Annotated in this window: 15 protein-coding genes; 10 read left to right on the top strand and 5 right to left on the bottom strand. The window is 61.2% G+C overall.

Annotation, left to right across the window (positions count from 1 at the left end):
• Nucleotides 1–207 precede the first annotated feature (207 nt).
• From I6F12_RS34180 to I6F12_RS34205, 6 genes are all read left to right on the top strand, one after another.
• Complete coding sequence (locus I6F12_RS34180; protein ID WP_225128132.1) at nt 208–1,347, top strand: glycosyltransferase; 1,140 nt, start codon at nt 208–210, stop codon at nt 1,345–1,347.
• A complete protein-coding gene (locus tag I6F12_RS34185) occupies nt 1,347–2,687 on the top strand; it encodes a hypothetical protein (protein WP_225158270.1) in 1,341 nt (446 codons plus the stop codon). Before I6F12_RS34180 ends, I6F12_RS34185 begins: the two co-directional genes overlap by 1 nt.
• A gap of 30 nt (nt 2,688–2,717) precedes the next feature.
• Complete coding sequence (locus I6F12_RS34190) at nt 2,718–3,986, top strand: glycosyltransferase family 4 protein (RefSeq protein ID WP_036013938.1); 1,269 nt, start codon at nt 2,718–2,720, stop codon at nt 3,984–3,986.
• Complete coding sequence (locus I6F12_RS34195) at nt 3,983–5,374, top strand: hypothetical protein (RefSeq protein ID WP_225128136.1); 1,392 nt, start codon at nt 3,983–3,985, stop codon at nt 5,372–5,374. Before I6F12_RS34190 ends, I6F12_RS34195 begins: the two co-directional genes overlap by 4 nt.
• Nucleotides 5,375–5,912: 538 nt before the next feature.
• On the top strand, nt 5,913–9,821 hold the full coding sequence (locus I6F12_RS34200) for an RHS repeat protein (protein WP_225158271.1): 3,909 nt from the start codon (nt 5,913–5,915) through the stop codon (nt 9,819–9,821).
• 163 nt (nt 9,822–9,984) lie between these two features.
• Nucleotides 9,985–11,196, top strand: a complete 1,212-nt coding sequence (locus I6F12_RS34205; RefSeq protein WP_225158272.1) for an acyltransferase — start codon at nt 9,985–9,987, stop codon at nt 11,194–11,196.
• 25 nt (nt 11,197–11,221) lie between these two features.
• Here the strand turns inward: I6F12_RS34205 and I6F12_RS34210 are convergent, their stop codons facing one another.
• Nucleotides 11,222–12,688: a lipopolysaccharide biosynthesis protein gene (locus I6F12_RS34210; protein WP_051057156.1), complete on the bottom strand. Its 1,467-nt coding sequence runs from the start codon at nt 12,686–12,688 to the stop codon at nt 11,222–11,224.
• 124 nt (nt 12,689–12,812) lie between these two features.
• On the opposite strand from I6F12_RS34210, the gene I6F12_RS34215 reads away from it, so the two are divergent.
• Together I6F12_RS34215 and I6F12_RS34220 are read left to right on the top strand one after the other, a co-directional pair.
• Nucleotides 12,813–13,646 carry a polysaccharide pyruvyl transferase family protein gene (locus tag I6F12_RS34215; protein WP_157286757.1) on the top strand — a complete coding sequence of 278 codons (834 nt, stop codon included), beginning with the start codon at nt 12,813–12,815 and terminating at the stop codon, nt 13,644–13,646.
• A gap of 1 nt (nt 13,647) precedes the next feature.
• Nucleotides 13,648–14,763 carry a glycosyltransferase gene (locus tag I6F12_RS34220; RefSeq protein ID WP_225158273.1) on the top strand — a complete coding sequence of 372 codons (1,116 nt, stop codon included), beginning with the start codon at nt 13,648–13,650 and terminating at the stop codon, nt 14,761–14,763.
• A gap of 17 nt (nt 14,764–14,780) precedes the next feature.
• On the opposite strand, the gene I6F12_RS34225 is transcribed toward I6F12_RS34220, so the two are convergent.
• The 4 genes from I6F12_RS34225 to I6F12_RS34240 are packed head-to-tail and all read right to left on the bottom strand — an operon-like array spanning nt 14,781 to nt 19,565.
• Complete coding sequence (locus tag I6F12_RS34225) at nt 14,781–15,872, bottom strand: acyltransferase (RefSeq protein WP_225151646.1); 1,092 nt, start codon at nt 15,870–15,872, stop codon at nt 14,781–14,783.
• Nucleotides 15,869–16,975 carry an acyltransferase gene (locus I6F12_RS34230; RefSeq protein WP_126260563.1) on the bottom strand — a complete coding sequence of 369 codons (1,107 nt, stop codon included), beginning with the start codon at nt 16,973–16,975 and terminating at the stop codon, nt 15,869–15,871. Before I6F12_RS34230 ends, I6F12_RS34225 begins: the two co-directional genes overlap by 4 nt.
• Before the next feature lie 9 nt (nt 16,976–16,984).
• On the bottom strand, nt 16,985–18,322 hold the full coding sequence (locus I6F12_RS34235; protein WP_225158274.1) for a hypothetical protein: 1,338 nt from the start codon (nt 18,320–18,322) through the stop codon (nt 16,985–16,987).
• A gap of 7 nt (nt 18,323–18,329) precedes the next feature.
• Nucleotides 18,330–19,565: an acyltransferase gene (locus I6F12_RS34240; RefSeq protein ID WP_225158275.1), complete on the bottom strand. Its 1,236-nt coding sequence runs from the start codon at nt 19,563–19,565 to the stop codon at nt 18,330–18,332.
• A gap of 625 nt (nt 19,566–20,190) precedes the next feature.
• Here I6F12_RS34240 and I6F12_RS34245 point away from each other — a divergent pair.
• Nucleotides 20,191–20,703, top strand: a complete 513-nt coding sequence (locus tag I6F12_RS34245) for a hypothetical protein (RefSeq protein WP_225148852.1) — start codon at nt 20,191–20,193, stop codon at nt 20,701–20,703.
• A gap of 31 nt (nt 20,704–20,734) precedes the next feature.
• Nucleotides 20,735–22,966: a Wzz/FepE/Etk N-terminal domain-containing protein gene (locus tag I6F12_RS34250; RefSeq protein ID WP_225158276.1), complete on the top strand. Its 2,232-nt coding sequence runs from the start codon at nt 20,735–20,737 to the stop codon at nt 22,964–22,966.
• Nucleotides 22,967–22,990: the final 24 nt, after the last annotated feature.

The raw sequence follows: 22,990 nt of genomic DNA on the forward strand, positions 1-22,990 counted from the left end.
AACAGTTTGCAACTCGCAGCTCTTTGCCTGGTTCCATGACTCTTCTTCGTTCTTGCGATGATCGCAAGCGCGAGCGCCTTGGCGCAACATGACCACATCGCTGCCCCAATATCGCTACGTATTCGAGGAACTGTGTTTCGCACTAGCGAACACAGAACAGGGATACAGATGTCCGGCTCTCCAACGCGGCCCTACGCAAGGCAAACGATGAAAGTGCTGCACATCGCCGAAACGATCCGTGGCGGGATCGCGAGCTATCTGAACGAGTTGCATCCTCAACAACAGGCCAGCTTCGGTGCCGAGAACGTACATTATGTCGTGCCGTCGGATCATCGGGGCGACCTTGGCGCAATCGATGACAACCAGATTACAACATTCGAACGATCCGGCCGGAGCGTCGCCGGCCTATTCCAGATGCTGCGTGCGAGCATGCAAGCGCTGGATGCCTTCAGACCGGACGTGGTGCACCTGCATTCTTCCTTGGCGGGGCTCGTGCTCCGGCCCGCGCTGGCAGCCCGCTCAGGCGGACCGCGCGTCGTCTATTGTCCGCACGGCTGGGCATTTTCGCGCGAGACCGGCCGCTTCAGTCATTTGCTGACCAAGTCCGCGGAGAACCTGCTTGCGCGCACCTCCGACCGAATCATCTGCATCTCGAGCGACGAGTATAACGAGGCGGTGCGCGCGGGAATTCCTGCCGACCGCCTCACCGTGGTCCACAACGGCATCTCGAAGAGCCGCACGCCGCAGCCCGTCGCGGCTGACTGGACCTCCAAAAAGGTCAAGGTGCTGTTCATCGGACGCCTGGACCGGCAGAAGGGGTTCGATCTGCTGATCGAAGCGGCACGCGCGCTCGAGGATGTGCTGGACGTCCGCATGATCGGCGCCTCCGTCGTCAACAAGTACGAAGGTCCGACCGTCCCGTCCAACGTGTCCCTGCTGGGCTGGCTCGACCGCCCGATCATCGAGACCCAGCTCGAGGCCGCCGACCTCGTCGTGATCCCGTCACGTTGGGAAGCCTTCGGCCTCGTTGCCCTGGAAGCGATGCGCGCGGCCAAGCCCATCCTTGCGTTCCGTAGCGGAGCTTTGCCCGAGATCGTCGTCGATGGCGTGACCGGCGTGCTTTGCGAGCCCGTCGCGGTCCAGCCGCTCGTGGATGGTTTCCGGCGCGCACTCGACCTCGATCTCAAGGTGCTGGGACAGCGCGGCTACGACCGCTTCAAGCAGCTCTATGACGTCGAGAAGACGCATGCGCAATTGCAGCAGGTCTATGTCGAGCTGCTTCAGGACGACCGGACGCCCGTCGCAACGAAGGCGGCGCTGCAGTCGGATCTCTCCAAGAATTTCTGATGGCTGCACCGCTCCCACGCACCTTGGTTCGCGACAGTCTCCGCCTCGCGAGCCTCATCGCATCCATTCTCCTTCCGGTCTCGGTCTGCGCACAGCAGGCGCAACCGCTCGATGTCCGATTTCTGCTCGGGGTCGGCACGCATCAGGGGCTGGGCGGCCCGGTGAGCGCGCGCGGATACGTGCCTTCGGAAAACGTCGCCCAGATCAAGCAACTCGGTCTCAATTCCTTTCGCGATGATTTTCCCTGGTCCGAGTTCGAGGTTGGGGGACGCCGGATGGGCTTCACACCCCGACTTGGCAGGCTCGAAGCGCAAGTCAAGTCCGGCGTCGCGCGCCCTCTCCTGATCCTCGCCTTCGGCCATCATCTCGTTCCGAATTCCTCGCCACCGACGACGGACGAGGCGCGGCAGCGGTTCGCCGATTATGCGGCGGCGGCCGCGCAATCGGTGGTGGCGCAGCATCCGCTGTTCGAGCTTTGGAACGAATGGAACCTGGCGGCGAAGAAAGATGCTGCGTTCTCGCCGGAAAACTATCGGGCGCTTGCCGAGGTCACGCGGCCGGTAGTCAAGCGGGTGGCGCCGAATGCACCCTTCCTGGTCGGCGCCCTCGGCGACGATCTGGGCTGGACATGGACCGAGAAGATGCTGCGGACGGGCATTCTTCAATATGCGGACGGCGCATCGATCCATCTCTACAATTTCTGCATGGGCCCGAGCAAACGCACCTCGGCCGAAATCATCGACAGGCTGACGGCGTTTCACCGCCTGGTCGGCCAGGCGAGCGGAAACCCCGATTTTCCGATCTATGTCACCGAGACGGGGTGGACCACGGCTGCCACCAATAAATGCGGCGTCAGCGAACAAGCCCAGTCCGACAATAGTGCGCAGCTCATCTTGTGGGCATCAACCGCGGCGCGCTGGCTCAAAGGAATGTGGTTCTACGAACTCAAGGACAGTGGAAAGGACGCATCGGATCTGGAGCACAATTTCGGGCTCTACCGTTTCGACAATTCGCCGAAGCCCGTCGCCTGCGCGGTTCAGGGCGCCTGGGCTTTCATCCGCTCCAGCCTGAGCGCCGAGAAACGCGAGCTCGCCAGCGGCGTCGTGTCGATCAATGCAACGACTACGTCCGGCGCCAGAGTTGCGGTGTGGTCCGAGACTCCCGAGCGGCGTTACGAGGTCCGGATCAAGGGCGATCAGGACGGCGCAACCTTTGCGATGCCGTGCGACTCGGCCGCAAGACCTACGTCCGGTGCCTGGATTCCGGTTTCGACCACGCCGGTTCTCATTGCAGCGAGCAACGGTGCCATGCCCGCTTTGGAGATAAGGCCGGCGCGGTAAGCGCGATTTTGCAAGACATGAGGTTCAGTGATGAAAGTTCTTTTGACGTCCACGCTTTATCCGACGCCTCAGGCCCCCAAGATCGTCGGCGGTGCGGAGATCTTCGCGCGGCGCTTCGCCGAAGGCCTGGTGCAGCGCGGAGACGAGGTCGAGGTGATCCGCAGCGCATCCGCGCCCGAGCAGGCTCGTGAAAGCTGCAACGGCATCAACGTCTATTCTGCGCCGGTGCGCAACTTCCATCTGCCCTTCTCGCTGCCGAAGAACATCGTAAAGCGCAGCATCTGGCATGCGGTCGACGACTGGCAGATGCAGGCGCCGCTGATAGCGGAACGCATCCGGGCCTTCAAGCCGGACGTGCTGCACTCCAACAATTTGTCGGGTCTCACCACCGCGATCTGGCGCGTCGCCGCCCAGCTCGGCGTGCCGGTGCTGCATACGCTTCACGATTATTATCTGACCTGCCCGCGCTGCTCGCGCTTCGACAAGGGACGCTCTTGCGAGCACACCTGCACGAGCTGCGGGATCCTGACCTTCCATCGCAAGCGGGCGACGCACTGGCTGAGCGCCGTGGTCGGCGTGAGCGAGCGCGTGCTGTCGATCCATACCGACATGGGCATGTTCGCGGAGACGCCGATCCGAACCGTGATCCGCAACGCCTCGACCGAGCCGCCGCGCGAGCCCTACCCTCGCCCGGTCTGCACCACGGAAGTGACGTTCGGGTTCATCGGCCGCCTCACTGAGGAGAAGGGCATCGACAACCTGATGCATGCCCTTGCCATGCTGCCCCCCGACCGCATCCGAATGATGATCGCCGGCCGGGTCAGCGAGGAGGAGCAGCGCCGCCTCAAGGCGCTCGCGCCGGATGCGCGCATCGAGTTCATGGGCTTCGTGGCGCCGGACGATTTCTACAGGCAGGTCGACGTGGTGGTCGCGCCCTCGATCTGGCACGACCCCGGTCCACTCGTCGTCGCAGATGCCAAGGCGGCCGGCAGGCCGCTGCTCGGAACGCGCTTTGGCGGCATGCCCGAGGTCATCGAGCACGGCGTGACGGGTTGGCTGACCGAAGCCGATCCCCAATCCCTGGCCGACAGCATGCTTGCAGTCGCGTCTGATCCGCACAAGATCGACGAGATCAGCCGGCGCCTGATCGCAGATACCAACAAATGGGTATTTGCCGACGTGCTGTCATCCTACAAGAATCTGTATGAGCAATTGCGCGAGCAGCGCATGTCGCGCGTGCGCGCAGCAACGACTGAAGCGCCGCGGGCCGTCGGCAAGGAGCGCCTCATTCCGAGATGACACGCCTCTTCGCGATGGCGGGCTACCTCTATCAGAGCGCCGCGGCGATCATCCTGATCTTCGCGATCAGTCATCTGTTGCCCGCCTCCGACTACACCAATTTCTCGCTGGCACTGGCCTCGAGCCAGTTGCTCTGCGTCCTGATGTTCGAGTGGCTGCAACTCGCCGGATTGCGTTTTCTGGCAGCAGCCGGGGAGAACGAGGCGGCGCGGCTGAGGTGGTCGCTCTTTGCCGCGGGCCTGTCGAGCGCAGGCGCGCTCGTCGTGGTCGGCGGCTGCGCATCTCTGGCCAGCGTACTCCCGGCCGGGATCATCGCGCTGGGCCTCGGCATATCCGTGCTTCAGGGCCTGACCGACCTCTATTTGCTGTCGGTCCGCCTGTCCGACCGGCTGGGTGTCGCCTCCTCTCTCCTGGCGTTTCGCGCTACCGCCCTTCTGACCGGAGCCGCCGCGGGTGCGGCGATTTGGGGAACGGCGGAAGCGGCGCTGCTCGGCGTCAGTGCGGGCCACGCCCTGGGCCTGCTCGCGGGGCTGGTGGCCTATCGCACCCCCCTGGAGCGCGTTCCGCTGCGGACGATGCTGGCCGACTGGAAGGATTTCTCCCGCTACGGCATGCTGGCGGCGGGTGCGTCCGTCATCCATCTCTCGGTGCCGGTGCTGCTCCGCTTCATCATCATCGGCCGGCTGGGCGCGACGGGCGCCGGCGCCGGATTCTCGATTGCGCTCGACCTGCTGCAACGCCCGTTCTGGGTCCTCAATGCAGCGATCCACACCGTGAGCTATCCCGATGTCGTGAAGGATTTCGAGCACGGAACCGTCATGAAGTCGGTGCAATCGACGCGGCGAATGTTCGAGTTCATGGTCTGCACGACCCTCGTGCTGCTCGGCGGTCTCGTCGGCTTCATTCCGGATGCAGCCCGTATCCTGGTGCCGCGGGAGAGCCTTGATGGCTTCCTGACGACGGCACCTGTTGTGGCCGTCTTCTATTTCCTGCACACGCATCTCCAAGCGACCGTCGCGGTCGTTCCGCACCTGGAGAAGCTCGCAACGAGGCTCGTGATCGTTGCGGCCGGCCAGCTCGCGATCGTCGCTGCCGTCGCGCTGGCCGCGGCATGGGCCGGCCTGTCGCCGCAACAGGCGGTCGGCTGCGCTTGCCTCGCCACGCTGGCAGCGATTCTGTTTGCGCTCGGTCCGACACTGCGGTTCGAGGCATTCCCGCGCTGGTCACTGGTCGCGCAGGCGCTGGTGGCCGCCGTCCTGATCGGATCACTCGGCGCGATGCCGACCGAGCCCGCGACATGGCTTGCCGGCAAGATCGTGATCGCCGCGCTCGCAACGGCGATCGTCGGATGGCGCGGTGACTTTCTGATGCTGGCCCGTCGCGGCTAGCCCAATTCGCCGCATCCGGCACGGATCGGACACAGCGGGCGAGCAACTGAGCCGTTGGGCCACGGCTCAAATTCAGGTCCTGGACGGAACCATTGCGCCTCCCCGATCAAACCAAGCGGTCATATCCGGGAAAATACGGATACAACCAGTGCGATAAAATCTTTCAGATTGATCGCCCATGAAAATGGCATCTGCCGACTCCCTGTGCCATCCGATGACGCAGACGAAAGAGTCGCACCCCACCGCCGCGTTCGTATGACACGCTCTCAAGCCGAAGCGTTGGATCGAACTCGCACGGCTTGCGCATATATTTAGCAGCGTGAATCGTGGAAATCTTGAAAGCGCCATTCTCACGCCATCCTGCACGGGCATCGCATCAGCATTCTGCTGCAACACGAGTCGAGCTGTTCCTGCACAAGGAACCGCATTTCACTCGCGATTTGTAGCTTCGATTTTTATCTGAAATTCACACTCGACAGAGAAGCTTCGACGCAAATCCCTGCGAGCAATTTCGTTCGCGCTGAAACCCGAGTTTGCAATGCCTGATCAAACCATCCTGTCCGCCAGCGGCTTCATCAACTCCATCGGCGTCAACACGCACGCCGGTTTCGGATGGACCGGCTACAACAACCTCGCGCTGATGGCCGACAGCCTCGAATATATCGGCGTCACCCATCTCCGCGACGCGATGGGCACGAACCCCGCTGCGCAGCCGGTCGTCGAGGGCCTGGCCGCCGCCGGCTACAAGTTCGACTTTCTGGTATCGTCTGCGCTGCCCCAGTCCGGTACGGTCGGGTTGCAGAACTACATCGCCTCGCTCCAAAAATTCGCGACGAGCTATTCGGGTAGCATCACCGCCATCGAGGGGCTCAACGAGGCCAATCACCAGCCCTTCAGCTACAATGGCAGCTCCAGCCTTTCGGCCGCGGCCCAGTTCCAGAGTGCGCTCTATCAGGCCGTCAATGCCAACGCGACGCTCGCCAGCATCCCCGTCTACAATCTGTCACTGGCCTACAACGATCCGCAAGGCTACAGCCAGCTCGGCAACATGTCGGGCTCGGTCGACTATGCCAACGCCCACGCTTATGTCAGCACCGGCCTCAATCCGAGCAGCTCCATTGCGGCGACGCTGAGCGCCGTCATGGCCGCGGCTCCGGGAAAGCCTGTCGTCATCACGGAAACCGGCTACACCACGCAAAACAACACCCAGTATCTCGGCGCCAACGAGACGGTGCAGGCCAAATCGATCCTGAACACGCTTGTCGTCGCCTACAAGGCCGGCGTGAGTGCAACTTACCTCTACGAGCTGTTCGACCGCGACTCGTCTGCAGCCAACACCAATCCGGAAGCCAATTTCGGATTGTTCAATTCCGACGGCACGCCCAAGCTCGCCGCGACGGCGATTCACAACCTGACGACCATTCTGGCCGACGACGGCAAGGGCGGCCTGCAGCCGACTGACCCATTGAACTACACGTTGAGCAACATGCCGGCCACCGGCAACAGCATGGTGCTCGGCAAGAGCAATGGCGCCTACGAACTCGTCGTCTGGGCCGAGCCGAAGCTCTGGAATGATGCCACCGATACCGAGCTGTCCAATGCGGCCCAGACGGTGACGGTGAACCTCGGCGCCGTCCATCATACCGTGAAGGTGTACGACACGCTGACCGGCACCACAGCGATCGCCAGCTACACCGACGTCAGCACCATCACCATTCCGGTCAGCGATCACCCTGTGATCATCGAGATCGACGCGCCCCCGACCACGCCGCCCGCCCCGGACACAAGGACCAGCGTCACCGGAACGGCTGCGGAGATCGTACCGCAACTGTCCGATCTGAGCGACTCGACGGCGCTGCAGACAATCACCCTGACCGACTCCCACGTCCTGCAGGTCGCGTCGAAGGCGACCATGGACTACATGATCGCCCATTACGGCAACGCGCTCTCGAAGATCCAGGGCGGATATTCGTTCTCGGTGACGAACTCGGCGGCGACCTGGACCAGCACGAGGACTTACGATTCGAGCGGCAAGCTGCTCTCGAAATCCGACACCGGCCTCAATTCAAGCGGACAGCCGACCTCGACCACCATCGTCCACAGCGACGGCTCCAAGGACGTGATCAGCTACACCGGCGGCGTGCAGACGAAGTTCGTTCATGTCGGAACCGACGCAACCCGGACAACCGACACCTACAACACGGCCGGCACCCTGCTGAGCGAAGTCGTCCAGAAGTCCGACGGCTATTACTCCACCACGCTCTACACGAACGGCGTGAAGACAGCCGCCTACGTCAAGAACGCGGACGGCTCGCAGGACAACTATACCTACAACATCACGGGCAAGAGCTTCACCACCCAGGTGCAGCATCTCGACGCGTCGGGGAAGGTCACTTCGGTGATCCGCAGCCATGCCGACGGCTCGCTGGACTCGACCCAGGTCTACAATAGTGACGGCAGCAGCGTGATCACGTTGTACAGCGCCACGGGAGTGAAACAGGTCGAGACCGCCTACCATGCCGATCGCAGCAAGGATGTCTGGACGTACAACATCAAGGGCCAGAACTATACGACCCAGCACGACGTCTACGATTCGACCGGATTCCTCACGACCCTGACGCGCCTGCATGCCGACGGCAGCCTGGCCTTCGAGCTGATGCAGACCGCCGACGGCACCAAGACGACCAACTGGTACAATGCCGCCGGCAGCCTCACCAGCGAGGTGGTCCAAAAGGCCGACGGCTTCGCCTCGACAACCCTCTACAGCAACGGCGTCAAGACGAAAGTTTACATCAAGAACGCCGACGGTAGTCTGGACAATTATGCCTATGGCATCACCGGCCAGAGCTACACCACGCTGATCCAGCACATCGATCCGTCCGGCAAGGTCACGTCCGTCACCCGCAAGCACGCGGATGGCACGCTCGACTATACCCAGGTCGTCAACAACGACGGGAGCAGCGTCGTCACCATCTATGACTCGACGGGAGTACGGACGAAACAATCCGAGTACCACGCTGATGGCAGCAAGGACGTCTTCCTCTACAACATCAGCGGCCAGAACTACACGACCGAACACAATGTCTACGATGCAACCGGCTTCCTCACGACGCTGATCCGGAAGCACGCGGACGGCAGCATGGCGTTCAAGCTGGTGCAGAGCAAGGACGGAACCAAGACAACGGACTGGTACGATGCCAAGGGGGTCCTCACCAGCGAGGTGATCACGAAGGCCGACGGTTACAGCTCGACAACGGTCTATACCAACGGCCTGAAAACTGCGGCCTACATCACCAATGCCGACCTGAGCCAAGACAATTACACCTACAACATCACCGGTCAGAGCTATGCCACGCAGCACCAGCATCTCGATCCGACCGGCAAAACGACGGAGGTGACCCGCTGGCACGCCGACGGCACGCTCGACTATACCCAGGTCGTCGGCAGCGACGGTGGCAGCGTCGTGACCAATTACGACGCTTCAGGCCTCAAGAAGACACAAACCGACTATCACTCCGACGGCTCGAGGGATGTCTATCTCTTCAACGTCATCGGTCAGAACTACACGAAAGAGCACGATACCTACGATACCACCGGTTTCCTTACGCACATCGTGCGGACCCACGCCGACGACAGCCTGGCATTCACCCTTGTGCAGAGCGCCGACGGCACCAAGACCTCGGGCTGGTATGACGCCAAAGGAATTATCACCAGCGAGGTGACGACCAAGAGCGACGGCTACAGTTCCACCACGGTCTACACCGGCGGTATCAAGACCGCTGCCTATATCAAGAACGCCGACGGCACGTCGGACAACTGGAACTACAACATCACAGGCCAGTCCTACACGACGCAGCACCAGCACCTCGATGCCTCGGGCAAGATCGTCGAGATCACAAGGACCCACGCCGACGGCACTCTGGACTATACCCAGGTCATCAACAATGACGGCAGCAAGCTGACCGACATCTATAACAGTGCCGGCATCAAGACCCAGGAGATCGCCAGCCACGCCGACGGCTCGAGGGACGTCTTCTTGTTCAACTTCAACGGACAGGCCGGCGTCACGCAGCACGAGAGCTACAACACCGCCAAGGCGCTCGAGTTCATCGATCAGACCAAGTCCGATGGCACCCATAACGTCACGGCCGTCGCCAGCGGCGTGACGATCCAGGGCGGGGCCGGCAATGACGTGTTCTCGGCGGCGCCGAACTCGACGACCATCGCGTACGACCACGGCCAGGACCAGATCCTCAACTTCCAGGCCGGCAGCGGGACGACGCACGACACGATCGCGATCTCGAAACTGCTGGCGGAGGACTACAGCCAGCTCCAGATCACGCAGTCCGGCACGAACGCGCTCATCACGTTCTCGGCGACCGACTCGATTCTGCTGAAGAACGTCTACGTCTCCAGCCTGACGAGCCACGACTTCGTGTTCGTTTGAGCCAGTGAGACCTGCCCAAACGGGCGCCAACGTCGCTGGGGGCCGGGACCATGTCCCGGCCCCTGATCGCTCGTTGGTCGGGCGCCTGCCTCATCGATGAGCAAAGGGCTCTCTGCCATCCGCAATTGGATGAGCCCCATGAATTCGGAGGGATCGTCGGGTTGTGCCGCCATCGGCCGCCGCGCTTGCGAACTTGCGTCACAATTCGTCTCTAGAAGAGCGACGAAACGTGCAAGGAAACCGAGCCCCGATGGAAGTCAGTGAAGCAAGACGTTTTGTCGTTCTCGACTTCTACCGCTTCGTCGCCGCGCTCGGGGTCTTCATCTTCCACCTGAAGCTGATCGACAAGGGCATCTCACCGGCCTGGAACGGGTCCTATGGCCTGTTCGTGGACATGTTCTTCATCCTGTCCGGGTTCGTGATTTCCTACTCCTATCCTTCAACCTCGACAGGCCCGCGCTCCTATGCGCGCTTCCTCATTAGGCGGATCGCGCGAATCTACCCCTTGCATCTGCTCACATTGTTGATATTCGCGGTCCTTGCTCTCATGGGCATATCCGGTCCGACCTCGCACGCGAGCTTGACGGATTTCATTCAAAACCTCTTCCTCGTGCAGGCGTGGGGTATTACAGATCATCTCAGCTTCAACTCGCCGGCTTGGTCCATCAGCGCCGAGCTGTTCTGTTACCTATTATTCCCATTGTTCATGCTGCTGGCCGGGAGGATCTCGCCGCTGATGCTGGCGATCATCGTCGCGCTCTCTTACGGCATCCTTGCCCATGCTCACCTGCCGATCTGGCAGGAACGCTCTCAGATGTACGGGGCAACTTTCGATTTCGGGATGTTACGGGCGCTTCCGAGCTTCCTGAACGGGATTCTCCTAACCGTCCTGTTCAGGCTCTCGAGCGACTATCGCAAGAAGCCGGTTGCATTCGCCGGAATAGCGCTGTTTGCCGTCTCGGTTCTGGTTCTCAACTTCTTTGCCAAGCCCGACCTTGCAATCATACTGTTCTCTCTCGCGATCCTCGTCACAGCCACGGGAGAAAGCGCCTTCGCGCGGTTTCCCGGCTCAGATTGGCTCGGCCGCCTCGGCAACACGTCATATGCCATCTACATGATGCACGAAGTGCTGTTGATCCTGCTCTTCAAGCCGGCCTGGCACTATTTCGGACTTCAGCCAAGCATGTTTCCGGTGTTTGCATTGGTCTGCTGCATCGTTCTGACAGTCGTTGCCGACGTGACATATCGCTACGTCGAAGATCCCGCTAGAAGATTGATCAACCGGCTTGCGCCTGGCGGGGCAAGATCAGCCCGCGTCCCGAAGCCCGAGCCGCTCGATCTTGCCGAGGCCAGACAGGCGGCCAACGCAAGCTAACTGGTGCGTGCAGGCCGAATTCTGGCTAGGTCTTAGACGATCGCCGCACACGACCCCAGACTTCCTGGCATATCCGCACCACGGCCGGCCGGGCGACCGCCATGACAACGGCAAGATAGACCGAAGAACCAAGCAGCACGAGCGCGGAGAGACGCAGCCATGGCGACGTGGCCGGCATGGTAATGGAGGCAGCAACCACCGCGCACGCCATCACCGCGGAGCCCGCAAGTGCCGGCATCAGCGCCGCGGCATAGGGCCTGATGCCGAGCGCCAAGATCCGCATCGAGGCTCCGGCGGACAGTGGATACAGCAACAAGGCGCGAACGACGTAGCCGACAGCGATCGCGATAAGGCCAAATGGCGCAGCGACGATGAAGATCGCTATGTTCGAAACCGCGTATATCAGCGTCAGCCAAGTCTGCCAGTGCGGTTTGCCGAATGCCAGGATCACCGAGTGATTGTAGAGGCCGATTGTGGTCAAGAACCCGGTGATCGACATGATCGCGAGTAGAGGGGCGGCCTCGCCCCACTTGGATCCGAAGAAACCGACGATGAGATCCGGCGCCAGAGCCGCTATCCCCGCGAAAAGCGGGGCTGTCAGCAGTGACGTGTATTTGACGAAGTCGACCAGCGTCGAACGCGATGCTTCCCGGTCATGCTGGAGGCCAGCGATGGTCGAAAAGAACACTCGGTTCAACGCATTCCCGATCACGGTACTCACGGCGTTGACCAGGCGCTTGGCAAGGCTGTAGAAGCCCGCGCCGGCGGCGCCGGTATACCAAGTGACGAAAATCAGATCGGAATTGGCATTGGCAAAGTTCGTGATTCCCGTCAGCGCTACGTAGCGCGCATAGCTCAGCAGATCGATAACAGCCTGCCGGCTGACCCGGAGCCGAGGGCGCCAGGGCGTCAGGATCCAAAGGCTGACCAGCGAGATCAACGAAGTCGAGACGAGCTGTCCGACCAGCGCAACGACCCCGTATCCCTGTATCGCCAGCGCGATCCCTACCGCCCCGCCGATAGAGATTGAAGAAAGCGAACGGATGGCGAGGGATCGAAAGAGTTGATTGCGCGTCAGCCAGGCTTCGTGCGTCCGTGACAGGCCTTGCACGGCCACCACGATGCAAAATCCTTTGAGAACGATGGCAAGATCCGAAAGACCGGAGAATCGTTCGATGGCGCCGCTCGAGGCGAACAGTGCGAGTGCTGCAAACAAGGAGAGGCCCGCGATGAGCCAAAACGAGGCAGTGTAATCCTCATCCTTCGGATCGGGACGCGCCTGGACGGCAATCGCGATGCTCTCGATCAGGACTGCCCGGCAGAACTCGAGCGCCAGCGCTCCCGTTGCCACGATGCCGAGAATCTGCGGCGACAGCAGCCGCGCCATGATCATGTAGATTGCGAGCGTGAGCGCCTGCCCGACCGCGGAATCGAGCGCCGACCAAATGACGCCCGAAACGATCGAGCGCGGCTTGATAATCTCGTGGCGCAATTGGAAGCCTGTCACAATTCGGGGTTAGGTCGACATTCGTCGATGAGCCATTGGCTGCCATGGTCCAATAGTCGCCTTGTTTACGAGGACACTACGGCAAGAAAGCAGCTACATCCGAGGCAGCATGAATTTTCGAGGCAATCTACGACGGCTGATCAACGAGGTCGGCTGCGACTTTATTCATCAACTGCCCTATCCGCACGTGGACTTGTTCTTCTGGCGTCCCGACGACGGAACGATCAATTTCGGTGATCATCTTTCGATCGTTGTCGTTGACCATCTCTTGCGGCAATTCGGCTATACGCTCGCCGATGAGGTGCCGCGGCAAGCGCGCTTGTTCGCGATCGGCTCCGTGCTCCACTACGCGCGAAATGGCGATGTGATCTGGGGAAGCGGCGTAAACGGACGCCCCGGCCAAGGTGACCTCAACCACCGCGTGCAGAATTTGGACGTGCGAGCGGTGCGCGGCCCCCGCACCCGGGAAGTTCTGCAGCGCCGGGGCATCGCGGTTCCCGAAGTGTTCGGAGACCCGGCGTTGCTGCTTCCGCAGCTGTTTCCAAATCGTTTTCGCCCTACTGCCAAGAAGCCGTGGGTGTTTGTTCCGAATTTGCACGATTTGAGTCTCGTCGACCCTGCCGCCGATACGGTGGTCTCACCGCTGGGATCCTGGAACCGGCGAATTGACGCCATTCTCGAAGCTGAACTGGTTCTGGCCAGCTCGCTCCACGGCATCATCGTCGCCGAGGCATTCGGGATACCGGCTCGATACGTACGGCTGAGCAGCGGAGAGGCCGAGTTCAAGTATCATGACTATTATGAGGGCACCGGCCGGTTCGCCGTCGAGTTTGCGACGAGTATTGACGAAGGTCGCGAGATGGGGGGAGCTGCGCGCCTCAACTTTGATCATCGTGCCTTGATGAGTGCATTCCCGATCGACCTCTGGAGCGGAAAGAACTAACATGGCCAAGCGCCTTCGCGTGGCCATCTACGCGCCGCATTTTGCGGAATATTCCTACCGGCTCGCATCGGGACTGGCGCATCATTGCGACGTTCGGCTTGTGCTCAACCGCAAAGACGCGAACCAGCAATGGGAGCTTGCCGATATCGCTGTGACGGCGCCGTTCGAGACACGGATTCGCGACCTCAGTCTGCGGCGCGGCGGCGCAATCGGCATCCCTGCCTCGTTCATCGACATAATTTCCTTCCGCCCGGACGTGATCCATTGTCACGAAGTTCCCGAGATCTACACGTCCAAGCTGATTCAGCTCCTGCGTCCGCTCGGCATTCCCTTGGTACTGACCGTTCACGATGCTATCCCGCACTCGGAGGGCGGCTCCGGCACCTCGCCCCGTGAAGATGCCTGGCGCGGACGCATGCGTGCGGCCGCCTCGATCGTCACGACGCACGGCGAGAGCTGCATTGCAGATTTTCATCGCGCCTCGCCCGACTTCAAGGGCGAGACGGTTTCCAGCATGCACGGCGTGCTGATGGTTCCGCCGGCCAAAAGCTCGTTCACCGAGCCCGAATCCGGACGCATCCTGTTTTTTGGACGGATGTGGGCTTACAAGGGCCTCGACGTTTTCATCGACGCGATCGACATGTTGGCCCAGCGCGGCGTCGCGCATGAAGCGATCGTCGCCGGGCGCGGCCCCGAGATGACACGGCTCGGCGCCCGGATGGAGGCAATGCCGACGGTCAAGACCATCAATGCCTACATTTCGCCTGCGGATACCGGACGTCTATTTCAATCTGCTACGGTGGTTGCCTTGCCCTACAAGGATGCATCACAAAGCGGGGTGCTCGCATCCGCCTATGGGAATGCGCGTCCCGTCGTCGCCAGCGCCACCGGTGGCATTCCCGACGTCGTGACGGACGGCGTCAATGGTCTCCTGGTCCCTCCCGGCGATGCCACTGCGCTCGCCGATGCACTCGAGCGCGTGCTGACGTCGAATTCACTCGCCACAACGTTGGCTGACGGCGCGCGGCAGACCGCGGCCGGCCCTCTGAACTGGGACCACATTGCCGAACGGTTGCTTGGATCCTATCACAGGCTCGCAGGTCGTAGCGTGAAGTGAGCGCGACACGCGCTTTCTCAAGCCGATTGCCCCACTTTCAGCGGTCGAAAGAACGTGCTGCGGAACGCGCCGTCCAGCAAGCGCCTCAGCCGGACCTCGATCAGTTCATAGCTGATCGCACTTGCAGCCAGTGACATCACCAGCCCGAGTCCGATGAAAGCCGCCCATAGCAACCAGCGGTCGACGCCGGCGGCAACCAGCTTCAGGCCAACCACTTGCAAGGGGAAGAGCACGAAGGGGTGCACGAGATAGAGGCTGTAGCTGATCTTGCCGATATATTGGAGCGCCGGCGTGCTCAGGGCCTTCCCGAGGCCTGATTCCGGGGCGAGCACCATGGCGAACAGCAGAAATCCGGGAATGAGGCCCACGAACGGATGAAACAGCACCAGGCTCGCATACAGCGCGGCCCCGCAGACGAGCCCTGCGACCAGACCGAGCCGTCCGGGAATGGAAATGCGAAATCCCGTCGCGCTGAACAGCATCCCGATGCAGAAGAACGCGGTGATCGGCCAGCGCATCAGGCAGGCCACGCCCAGCAGGATCAGAGGCGCAGCCAGCAGCCTGCCGCCGGCGCGCCACATCGAGAATGTCAGCGCAAACCAGATGTAGAATGCCCACTCATAGGTCAACGTCCACGCATTCTGCTGGGCAATGGGCAGGCCGAGCGCGTCCTGCACGAAGAACAGGTTGGCCGCAAAGATCCCGAGATAGCTGGTGAGATCGATCCCGCGGAAGAACTTGTAGGCCACGATCGGCCCGATCGCGAACAGCGCAAGATGCAGCACGACGAACACCGGCATGATGCGCAGGACGCGGTCGAAGAAGAACCGCGATAGCGAACCGTGGCGTATCAGACTGGCCGGGATCAGGAAGCCGCTGATCATGAAGAACAGTTCGACACCGTGCCCGCCGACATTGATCACCGACTGCAGCCAGGGCCAGAGCGGCGGCAGAAAACCGGGATTCGGGATGTCGTACATGCCTGCCTTCGGCATGTCGTAGAAATGATCCATCAGCACGCTCAGCGCCGCGATGGCACGAAGGCCCTGGACCGAAGGAAGGAACGATCCATCATAGGCGGCGCCCGGCTGGTGAGGTGCCTTGATCACTCTGCGGCACCCTGGGTGCTGAGCACTGGCTCGAGGACGACAGGCTTTCTTCGCGCGGAGCGGAATCTTTGCCCGAAGGAAATGCTGGGCTTCTCGATGAACGTGTATGTCATCCAACTGACGAGGATCGACAATGCCAGGATGACGACCAGGAAGATCGACCATCCGAGGGGTCCGTCGCCGAACCATACCAGGCGGTGGACGTAGACGATCACGAACGGCGACATCAGGTAGACCGAATAGCTGATCACGCCGACGAATGCCATCGGGCGCCAGGCCATCCGTTCGCCGAACACGGCAAAGCCGATGAAGACAAGCGCCGCGCAGATATAGGCCGATCCGATCGAATAACTGTAGAAGAAATTCTCGTGATACACGCCGCCGAACCGCCGGTCGGACAGGGTGGCGGCGAAGACCGCATACAGAAGCGTGCAGACGGTCACATGCGTCCACCGCAGCTTGCCGCCAATGACGGTGTCGCGGATGATCTTGCCCAGGAACATCGCCGAGAGGTTCAAGCCGACCTCCATCACCGAGGAGACTGCCCTGCTCTCAACGAAAAGTGCAGCTGTGGTTCCCACCAGCGCGGCGGCAACGACGATGGTCACCGCCGTGAAGCGCCGGTTGAGCAGCCCCATCGCAAAGAGAATGGTGCATCCGACGTAGAACAAGAGTTCGATCGCCAGCGTCCAATAGAACACCCAGAGATTCGGGACGTTCACGAAAGTCTGCAACATCGTCACGTTAGCGGCGATCTGCCCCAGCGGAAAACTCTTCGAATCCAGCAGCTGCACCGACACGAGCCCGACAACGATCGAAGTCCAATAAGCCGGATAGAGCCGGAAGAAGCGGCTGATCGTAAAATCGCGCACAGGCGTGGCGCTGTCCGGGAAGCTGAACGGAATGACGAAGCCGCTCACGAAGAAGAACAACACGACCCCGAACCGGCCAAAGTTCATGTAGTAGCCGAATATGTCGTGGAGGGGCCCGTAATAGACACCCGTCGGGTGCTTTTCCAGGATGACCTCGAATACGTGCTGGACCAGGACGGCCAGCACGGCAATGCCGCGCAGCGTGTCGATGAATGCGAGCCGTTTATGCATTGTTCGTTCTCACCTGCTTCCGCTCGCCGCCGGTACATCCGGGCGGAAGCCTTCTAATGACGGCATCGGTGGCCGTACGATGATTGGCACGGTGTCGCCCGCCCGCGCGGTGGTCGCGCGCCGCGAGAACACCTCGCTGAAGCTCAACGCGATGATCAGCAGGCCGGACGCCGGGCCGTAATTCAGAACGGTGATCGTGAACAAGTTGACGACGAAGATCAGCGTCAGCTTGTAGACGTCGGTCGTGCCGAACGTCGCCCGGAATACCATCACCATGAATGCGACGAACGGGAGTCCGAACATCAGATACGTGCCGATGTAGAAATTGTCGACGGGAACCCAGAAGGCGGCGAGCGGCGAGAACAGCTTCTGCGGATAGTTGAAGCAGCCCACGCCGCAGCCGGTCACGAGACCAACGGGCATGAGCTGGCTCAGGTAGACGAACGGCAGTTGCCAGCTGTTGTTGATGCGGTCGACGATGCTGAACAGGGTCGTGTGCGGCACCGCGGCGGTACCCGAAGCGAGCACGATCATGAAGAACGGCACCAGGATCGCGGCAAACGACCACAATGCAATGTTCCGTATCGCGGTGAAGCGCGACTTCTCCGGGAGCATCCGCACGAACACCAGCAGAATCAAGTAGAGCACGAGGACGATCATGGTCGTCTTGCTGGTCGTCAGACGGATGATGTAGACCGCAAGGGAGCCGTACAGAAGGCACCAAATCGTGCTCTTACGGATCGACGTAATTGCGAAGGACACGAGTATGAAGAAGGCCGCCATGGTACTTTCGGCAGCAAAGCCCGTGAGACGCTGATCGTCACCGCCATAGGCCCACCATAAGCGACCCGCCTCACGAACGGCGCCGAAGGACTCATATTTGTATCCGACCCAGGGCATGAAGTAGAATTTCGTCAGCAGCACGCCGATCAGCGAGAGGTAGAACGTCGCGGCGATGACCGACAGCAACTTCTTGTAGGAGCCCAGACTGGTGTCGCAGAAACAAAATCCGACGAACACCGGGAGCATCATCTTAAACGACGACATCGCCGCGTTGACCGTCCCCAGCATGAAGTAGCCGAGCACCAGCGACAGCATGATCTGCACGAGGACAACTGCAGCCATGATACTGCGATTGCGCAAGATGCAATGCACGATGAACTGGACCAGGCACAGAAGCGCAATGCCATCCGGCACGAACCAAAGCGCGTCCAAATGCATGATGCTGGTGTAGTACCGCATCATACCGCCGAAGGCATCCCGGACCAGATAGGCTGCGAGCGCGATCGCCTCGATATTGAGGCTGATCAGCATCATCCTGCGGGGTTGCAGCGCGAAGGTGCTCATGCGCGGCTCAGCTGCTCAGCCGCGCCGATCGGGCGGGGGATGGCGCAAAATCCGGGGGGCTTCCGAATGCATTTCGCAGGAGCCTGCCGCCGGGAATTTCGACATAGAGATAGGTGAGGTGCGAAACCGCGAGCACGGCGGCCAGTGAAACGACGAGATTCAGCGTCGCCGGCAGGCCTGCCCAGATCGAATCCAGGGCGGCGATTCGCCCCGCCCCCACGCCCCGCACGAAGTATTCAGCCAGCAGCACCACGATCGCGTGCACCATATAGATCGAGTACGAACGACGCCCCAACCAGATCAGCGGCTTGGCCACCAGGATCCGCGGCACCAGCAGCGCATCCGGAAAGGCCAGCAGGCTGCCGAGGAAGATCGCGAACATCACTGGCGCGAGGAAGGTCGCGGCAGGATTGGCCTCCGCCAGGGACACCAGGACGATGCTCGCGATCATGGCGACGAATTGCAATGCGCCCTGCACGGCAGGCCCCGGCTTGGCCGGCAGGCGATCGACGATCCTCACCATCAAGACGCCCAGGAAAAAGCCGACGAAGCAGCGTAGCAAGCCGAAATCCGTCTGAAGCTCGATGCTCTTCTTTTCGAGCACGAAGATGATGAAGACGAGACTTCCGACCGCGAGCAGCCCGGAGAGGACATAGAACCACGCCAGCGAGCGCATGCGCAGGGCAATGAGAACGATCAGACCAAACACCAGGTAGGTGTAGAACTCAACGCTGATGCTCCAGCTCGGCGCATTCCAGCTGAGATAGTCGATGAACCCCATCGAGTGGAGAAGCAGGACGTTGAGGCCGAAGGAATAGGCATTGTTCACTTCGAACGCCGCAGGCGCGGCGACGACCACCCCCGCCATGACCAGGCCGATGCGCAGCAGGCGAAAGACGAGGTTTGCCAGCAGCATGACGATATGCAGCGGGTAGACTCGCGCCAGGCGCCGTACCATAAATTCGCGCAGCGAGAAGCGCGTGAAGTCGTTCTCGACATAGCTGAGCGCCATGACCATTCCGCTGAGAACGAAGAACAGATCGACCAGCAGCCATGCACTCCTGAAGAAGGAGCAGTTGATCCAGGCGTTGTGCGGGAATGCCGCGAGAAAGGTTGGCATCAGCAGCAGATGGTGGATCACCACGGAAGTCGCGGCGATCCCCCGGATGCTGTCGAGCGGCAGGACGTGCGCCTTCTCACGATGAACCAACTCCGTCACATCAACATTCCGTAGCTGTTGCACCGCAGCAGTGTGTATCAGGTCTCAACGCGTGATCAATCTCTGCAATCGCGGAGCCGCATTCGATGCATGACGACCGACAATAATTTCAAAGCTTGCAGATCATTCGGACATGCGAGCGCCAAGTTCATGCCACTTTTCATCCGACGTGCGCCTGCTTCGGCGCGCAAGCCAATCGACATGGGATGATTGCGAGTATTTGCGCGCAAAGTGTGCGCGAAATTCGGCACTGTTGCGATCGAGGCCCTTGCAGCACATTGATTGCTGCGTGCCAATGTCGCGCGAAAAAATCTTTCGCCAATGGGGAACAATAAACGCGCGTCGTGACTTGTGTGTCGGTTTTGCGACGAGCGGCTGCGCGAGTGCCCGATATGTTTTCAGGTTGCAACATTCATGGGCGTGATTTGCCGATCTCGCAGGCATTGTAGAACTTGTTTTTGCAACCGGCGAACAAGCGGGCTCGCGTTTGTTTTGTCGCCAGCTTTGCACCAGCTTTTGCGTCGCACAAAAAGATGACACAGTTACCTGTCAAGTTTCGCCTGTTCTCTTATTGCAACAGAAGCAAGGAACACGGATGGGCCGCGGACTAACACGTCGTCATGCGCAGCCGCGATGGCTAGCGATTGTCTTGATTGGTTCTGCGCTGATCGTGTCGAGCGCTGCTGCTTGCCGCGCGCAGTGCGTCGAATTCTCGGACCGCGCCTCGCAACTCGAACTCGACACCTTCGTGAAGTCGCCGTCCTCGCTCCTCGAGCGGCTGCGCAATGACAAGGAGAAGTTGCGGTATTGGCTCGCGCGCTATGTCGCGACGAGTCCGTCGGTGCTGCCGTCCGTCCAGACGCTCATCTCGGCGTCGGCTTCGGCCGATCGCTCGTCCATCGGCGCTGCGCTGCGCCTTGCCGAAGCACGTTGCACGTCCACCAAGCCGGACGCCGCGCGCAAGATCAGGGATTTCGTGCAGCGGATCGGCGATCTCAACGTGCAGGCCGGTTATTCCGGCGCCGGAGAGGACGGCTCCGGCGTCCAGGCCCAATCGCAAATCAAGACCTCGCCGCAGCCGGGCCGTGGCGGAGCACTGCTCGAAGGCGAGTGGAGGACCAAGCTGGCCAATCCATTCAAGCCCGTCCCCCTTCCGAATTGATCCATGATCGTCAAAGGCAGCGAATTAGCACATGTACCAGCCTAGGGAACATTTCCAGTCGGGGCACCGATTCGGCATCGAATTCGGCGGGGCGGTCCTCAGCTTCGAGCGCGTGGCCGACGTCCTTCGCCGCCAATGGCCGATCATCGCGGTCTGTACGGGAGCTTCGCTGGCCCTGGTGATCGTCTACCTGGCCATGGCGCAGCCCATGTATACGGCAAATGCCCGTATCATGATGGATACGCGGCAGACGCAAGTTCTGGACAAGGACAGCAACGCCAGCAGCGCGCTGATCGACACGGGCTACGTCGACAGCCAGGTGGAGATCATCAACTCGGACGACCTCATTCTGTCCGTCGTCCGCCGCCTGAAGCTGACAGAAGACCCGGAGTTCAACGGCTCCAAGCCCGGCCTGCTCTCTATCATCATCGGCAAGCTGACTTCGCTATTCGGCTCCGGCGAACCAGCAAGCCAGGAGCGAATCGAACATGCAGTCGTCCAGCAGATTCAGAAGAATCTGCGTACGGAGCGCGTGCTGACGACATATGTGCTGTCGCTGAGCTATAAAGCGCGGAGCCCCGACAAAGCCGCCAAGATCGCCAACGCGATCGCCAATGCCTATCTCGTCGGCGCCCTGGAGGCCAAATATCAGTCCACCAAGCGGGCCACCGAATGGCTGCAGCAGCGCAGCCTCGAGCTGAGCGAGCAGGCATCGGCCAGCGATCGCGCCGTCCAGACCTTCAAGGCCGAGAACAACATCGTCGGAACCAGCCGCGGCCTGATGTCCGAGCAGCAATTGTCGGACCTCAACACGCAGCTAGTTCAGGCGCGGGCTGCGACCGCCGAAGCCAAGGCCCGGCTTGACCGGATCGACACGATCTCCGATCAGGATGTTGCGCAATCAACCGTGACGGACGCCCTCAACAACTCGGTGATCACCCGTCTGCGCGCTCAATATCTCGACCTCCAGGCGCAATATGCCGACTGGTCCAGGCGCTACGGCAAGTCCCACCTTGCGGCGGTCAATCTGGCCAACAAGATGGAGGAGCTGCGCAAGAACATCGCCGACGAACTGCGTCGGATCGCAGACGCCTATCGCAGCGACTACGAGATCGCGAAGAGCCGGGAGGCCTCGCTCGAGAAGAACGTGAAGGAGCTCGTCGCCCAGGCCGGCAACAAGGGCCAGGCCGAGGTCAAGCTGCGCGATCTCGAAAGTGCCGCCGACACCTACCGCAATCTCTACAACAACTTCCTGGAAAAGCTGCAGAGCGCGACGCAGAACCAGAGCTTTCCCCTCAGCGAGGCCCGCCTCATCAGCACCGCCACCAAGCCGGACCGCAAGAGCTCGCCGCGAACGGTCCTCGCCCTCGTGGGCGGCCTGGTCGGCGGCCTCTGCCTCGGCTTCGGCGCGGCATTTGCGCGTGAACTGCTGAGCGACGTGCTGCGGACCCCCGGCGAGGTCGAGGATGAGCTCGGCGTGAAATGCCTCGGCGTGCTGCCGGACATACGTCCGCCGACGAAGGCCGGCGCGTTGCTCTCGACGTCAGCGAAGACCGGCCCTCCCGATCTCTCCCGCTACGTCGTCGATCATCCGTTCTCACGCTTTGCCGAGACCTTGCGCAACATCAAGGTTTCGATCGACGTCGCGCGTCTGACCCGCGAGATCAAGGTGATCGGCATCGTCTCCTCGCTTCCAAAGGAGGGCAAGACGACGGTGGCCGCCAATTTCGCGCAGCTGATCGCCCTCACCGGGCATCGCACGGTTCTGATCGACGGCGATCTGCACACGCGCTCGCTGACGCGGGAGCTCGCGCCCAACGCCAAGACCGGCCTCGTGGAGGCTCTCAACGATCCCGCGAACCTCGGCTACCACGTGCAGCGAAGCAAGGAGACGGGACTGGATTTCCTGCCCTCCGTAGTGGCCTCGCGCATGGTCAATTCGGCCGACGTCATCGGATCCAAGGCAATGGCCGAGCTGCTCAAGGTGCTGAGGGAGCACTACGAGTACATCGTGATCGATCTCGCCCCGGTGATGCCGGTGGCCGATTCCAAGGCCGTTAGCTTCCTGATCGACGCCATGGTCTACGTGATCGAATGGGGCCAGACCACGCGAACCGCTCTGCAGGAGTCGGTTTCGGGTTCGGAAGTCCTCCAGAAGAAGCTGATCGGCGCCGTGCTCAACCGCGCGAACCCGAAGATGCTCAAGCGCATCGAGGCCTACAAGGGCAAGCACCACAACAGCTATTACGTCGAGCACGCCTAGGCGGAGGCGAGGCGCCGCTCCCAC

It is taken from the genome of Bradyrhizobium sp. IC4059 (genome assembly GCF_020193615.1).
In the GTDB taxonomy this organism is placed as follows: domain Bacteria; phylum Pseudomonadota; class Alphaproteobacteria; order Rhizobiales; family Xanthobacteraceae; genus Bradyrhizobium; species Bradyrhizobium yuanmingense.

Bases quoted from the DNA above. Each gene is read 5' to 3' on its own strand.
- I6F12_RS34180 (WP_225128132.1), top strand. From the start codon at position 208: ATGAAAGTGCTGCACATCGCCGAAACGATCCGTGGCGGGATCGCGAGC.
- I6F12_RS34185 (WP_225158270.1), top strand. From the start codon at position 1,347: ATGGCTGCACCGCTCCCACGCACCTTGGTTCGCGACAGTCTCCGCCTC.
- I6F12_RS34190 (WP_036013938.1), top strand. From the start codon at position 2,718: ATGAAAGTTCTTTTGACGTCCACGCTTTATCCGACGCCTCAGGCCCCC.
- I6F12_RS34195 (WP_225128136.1), top strand. From the start codon at position 3,983: ATGACACGCCTCTTCGCGATGGCGGGCTACCTCTATCAGAGCGCCGCG.
- I6F12_RS34200 (WP_225158271.1), top strand. From the start codon at position 5,913: ATGCCTGATCAAACCATCCTGTCCGCCAGCGGCTTCATCAACTCCATC.
- I6F12_RS34215 (WP_157286757.1), top strand. From the start codon at position 12,813: ATGAATTTTCGAGGCAATCTACGACGGCTGATCAACGAGGTCGGCTGC.
- I6F12_RS34220 (WP_225158273.1), top strand. From the start codon at position 13,648: ATGGCCAAGCGCCTTCGCGTGGCCATCTACGCGCCGCATTTTGCGGAA.
- I6F12_RS34230 (WP_126260563.1), bottom strand. From the start codon at position 16,975: ATGCATAAACGGCTCGCATTCATCGACACGCTGCGCGGCATTGCCGTG.
- I6F12_RS34235 (WP_225158274.1), bottom strand. From the start codon at position 18,322: ATGAGCACCTTCGCGCTGCAACCCCGCAGGATGATGCTGATCAGCCTC.
- I6F12_RS34250 (WP_225158276.1), top strand. From the start codon at position 20,735: ATGTACCAGCCTAGGGAACATTTCCAGTCGGGGCACCGATTCGGCATC.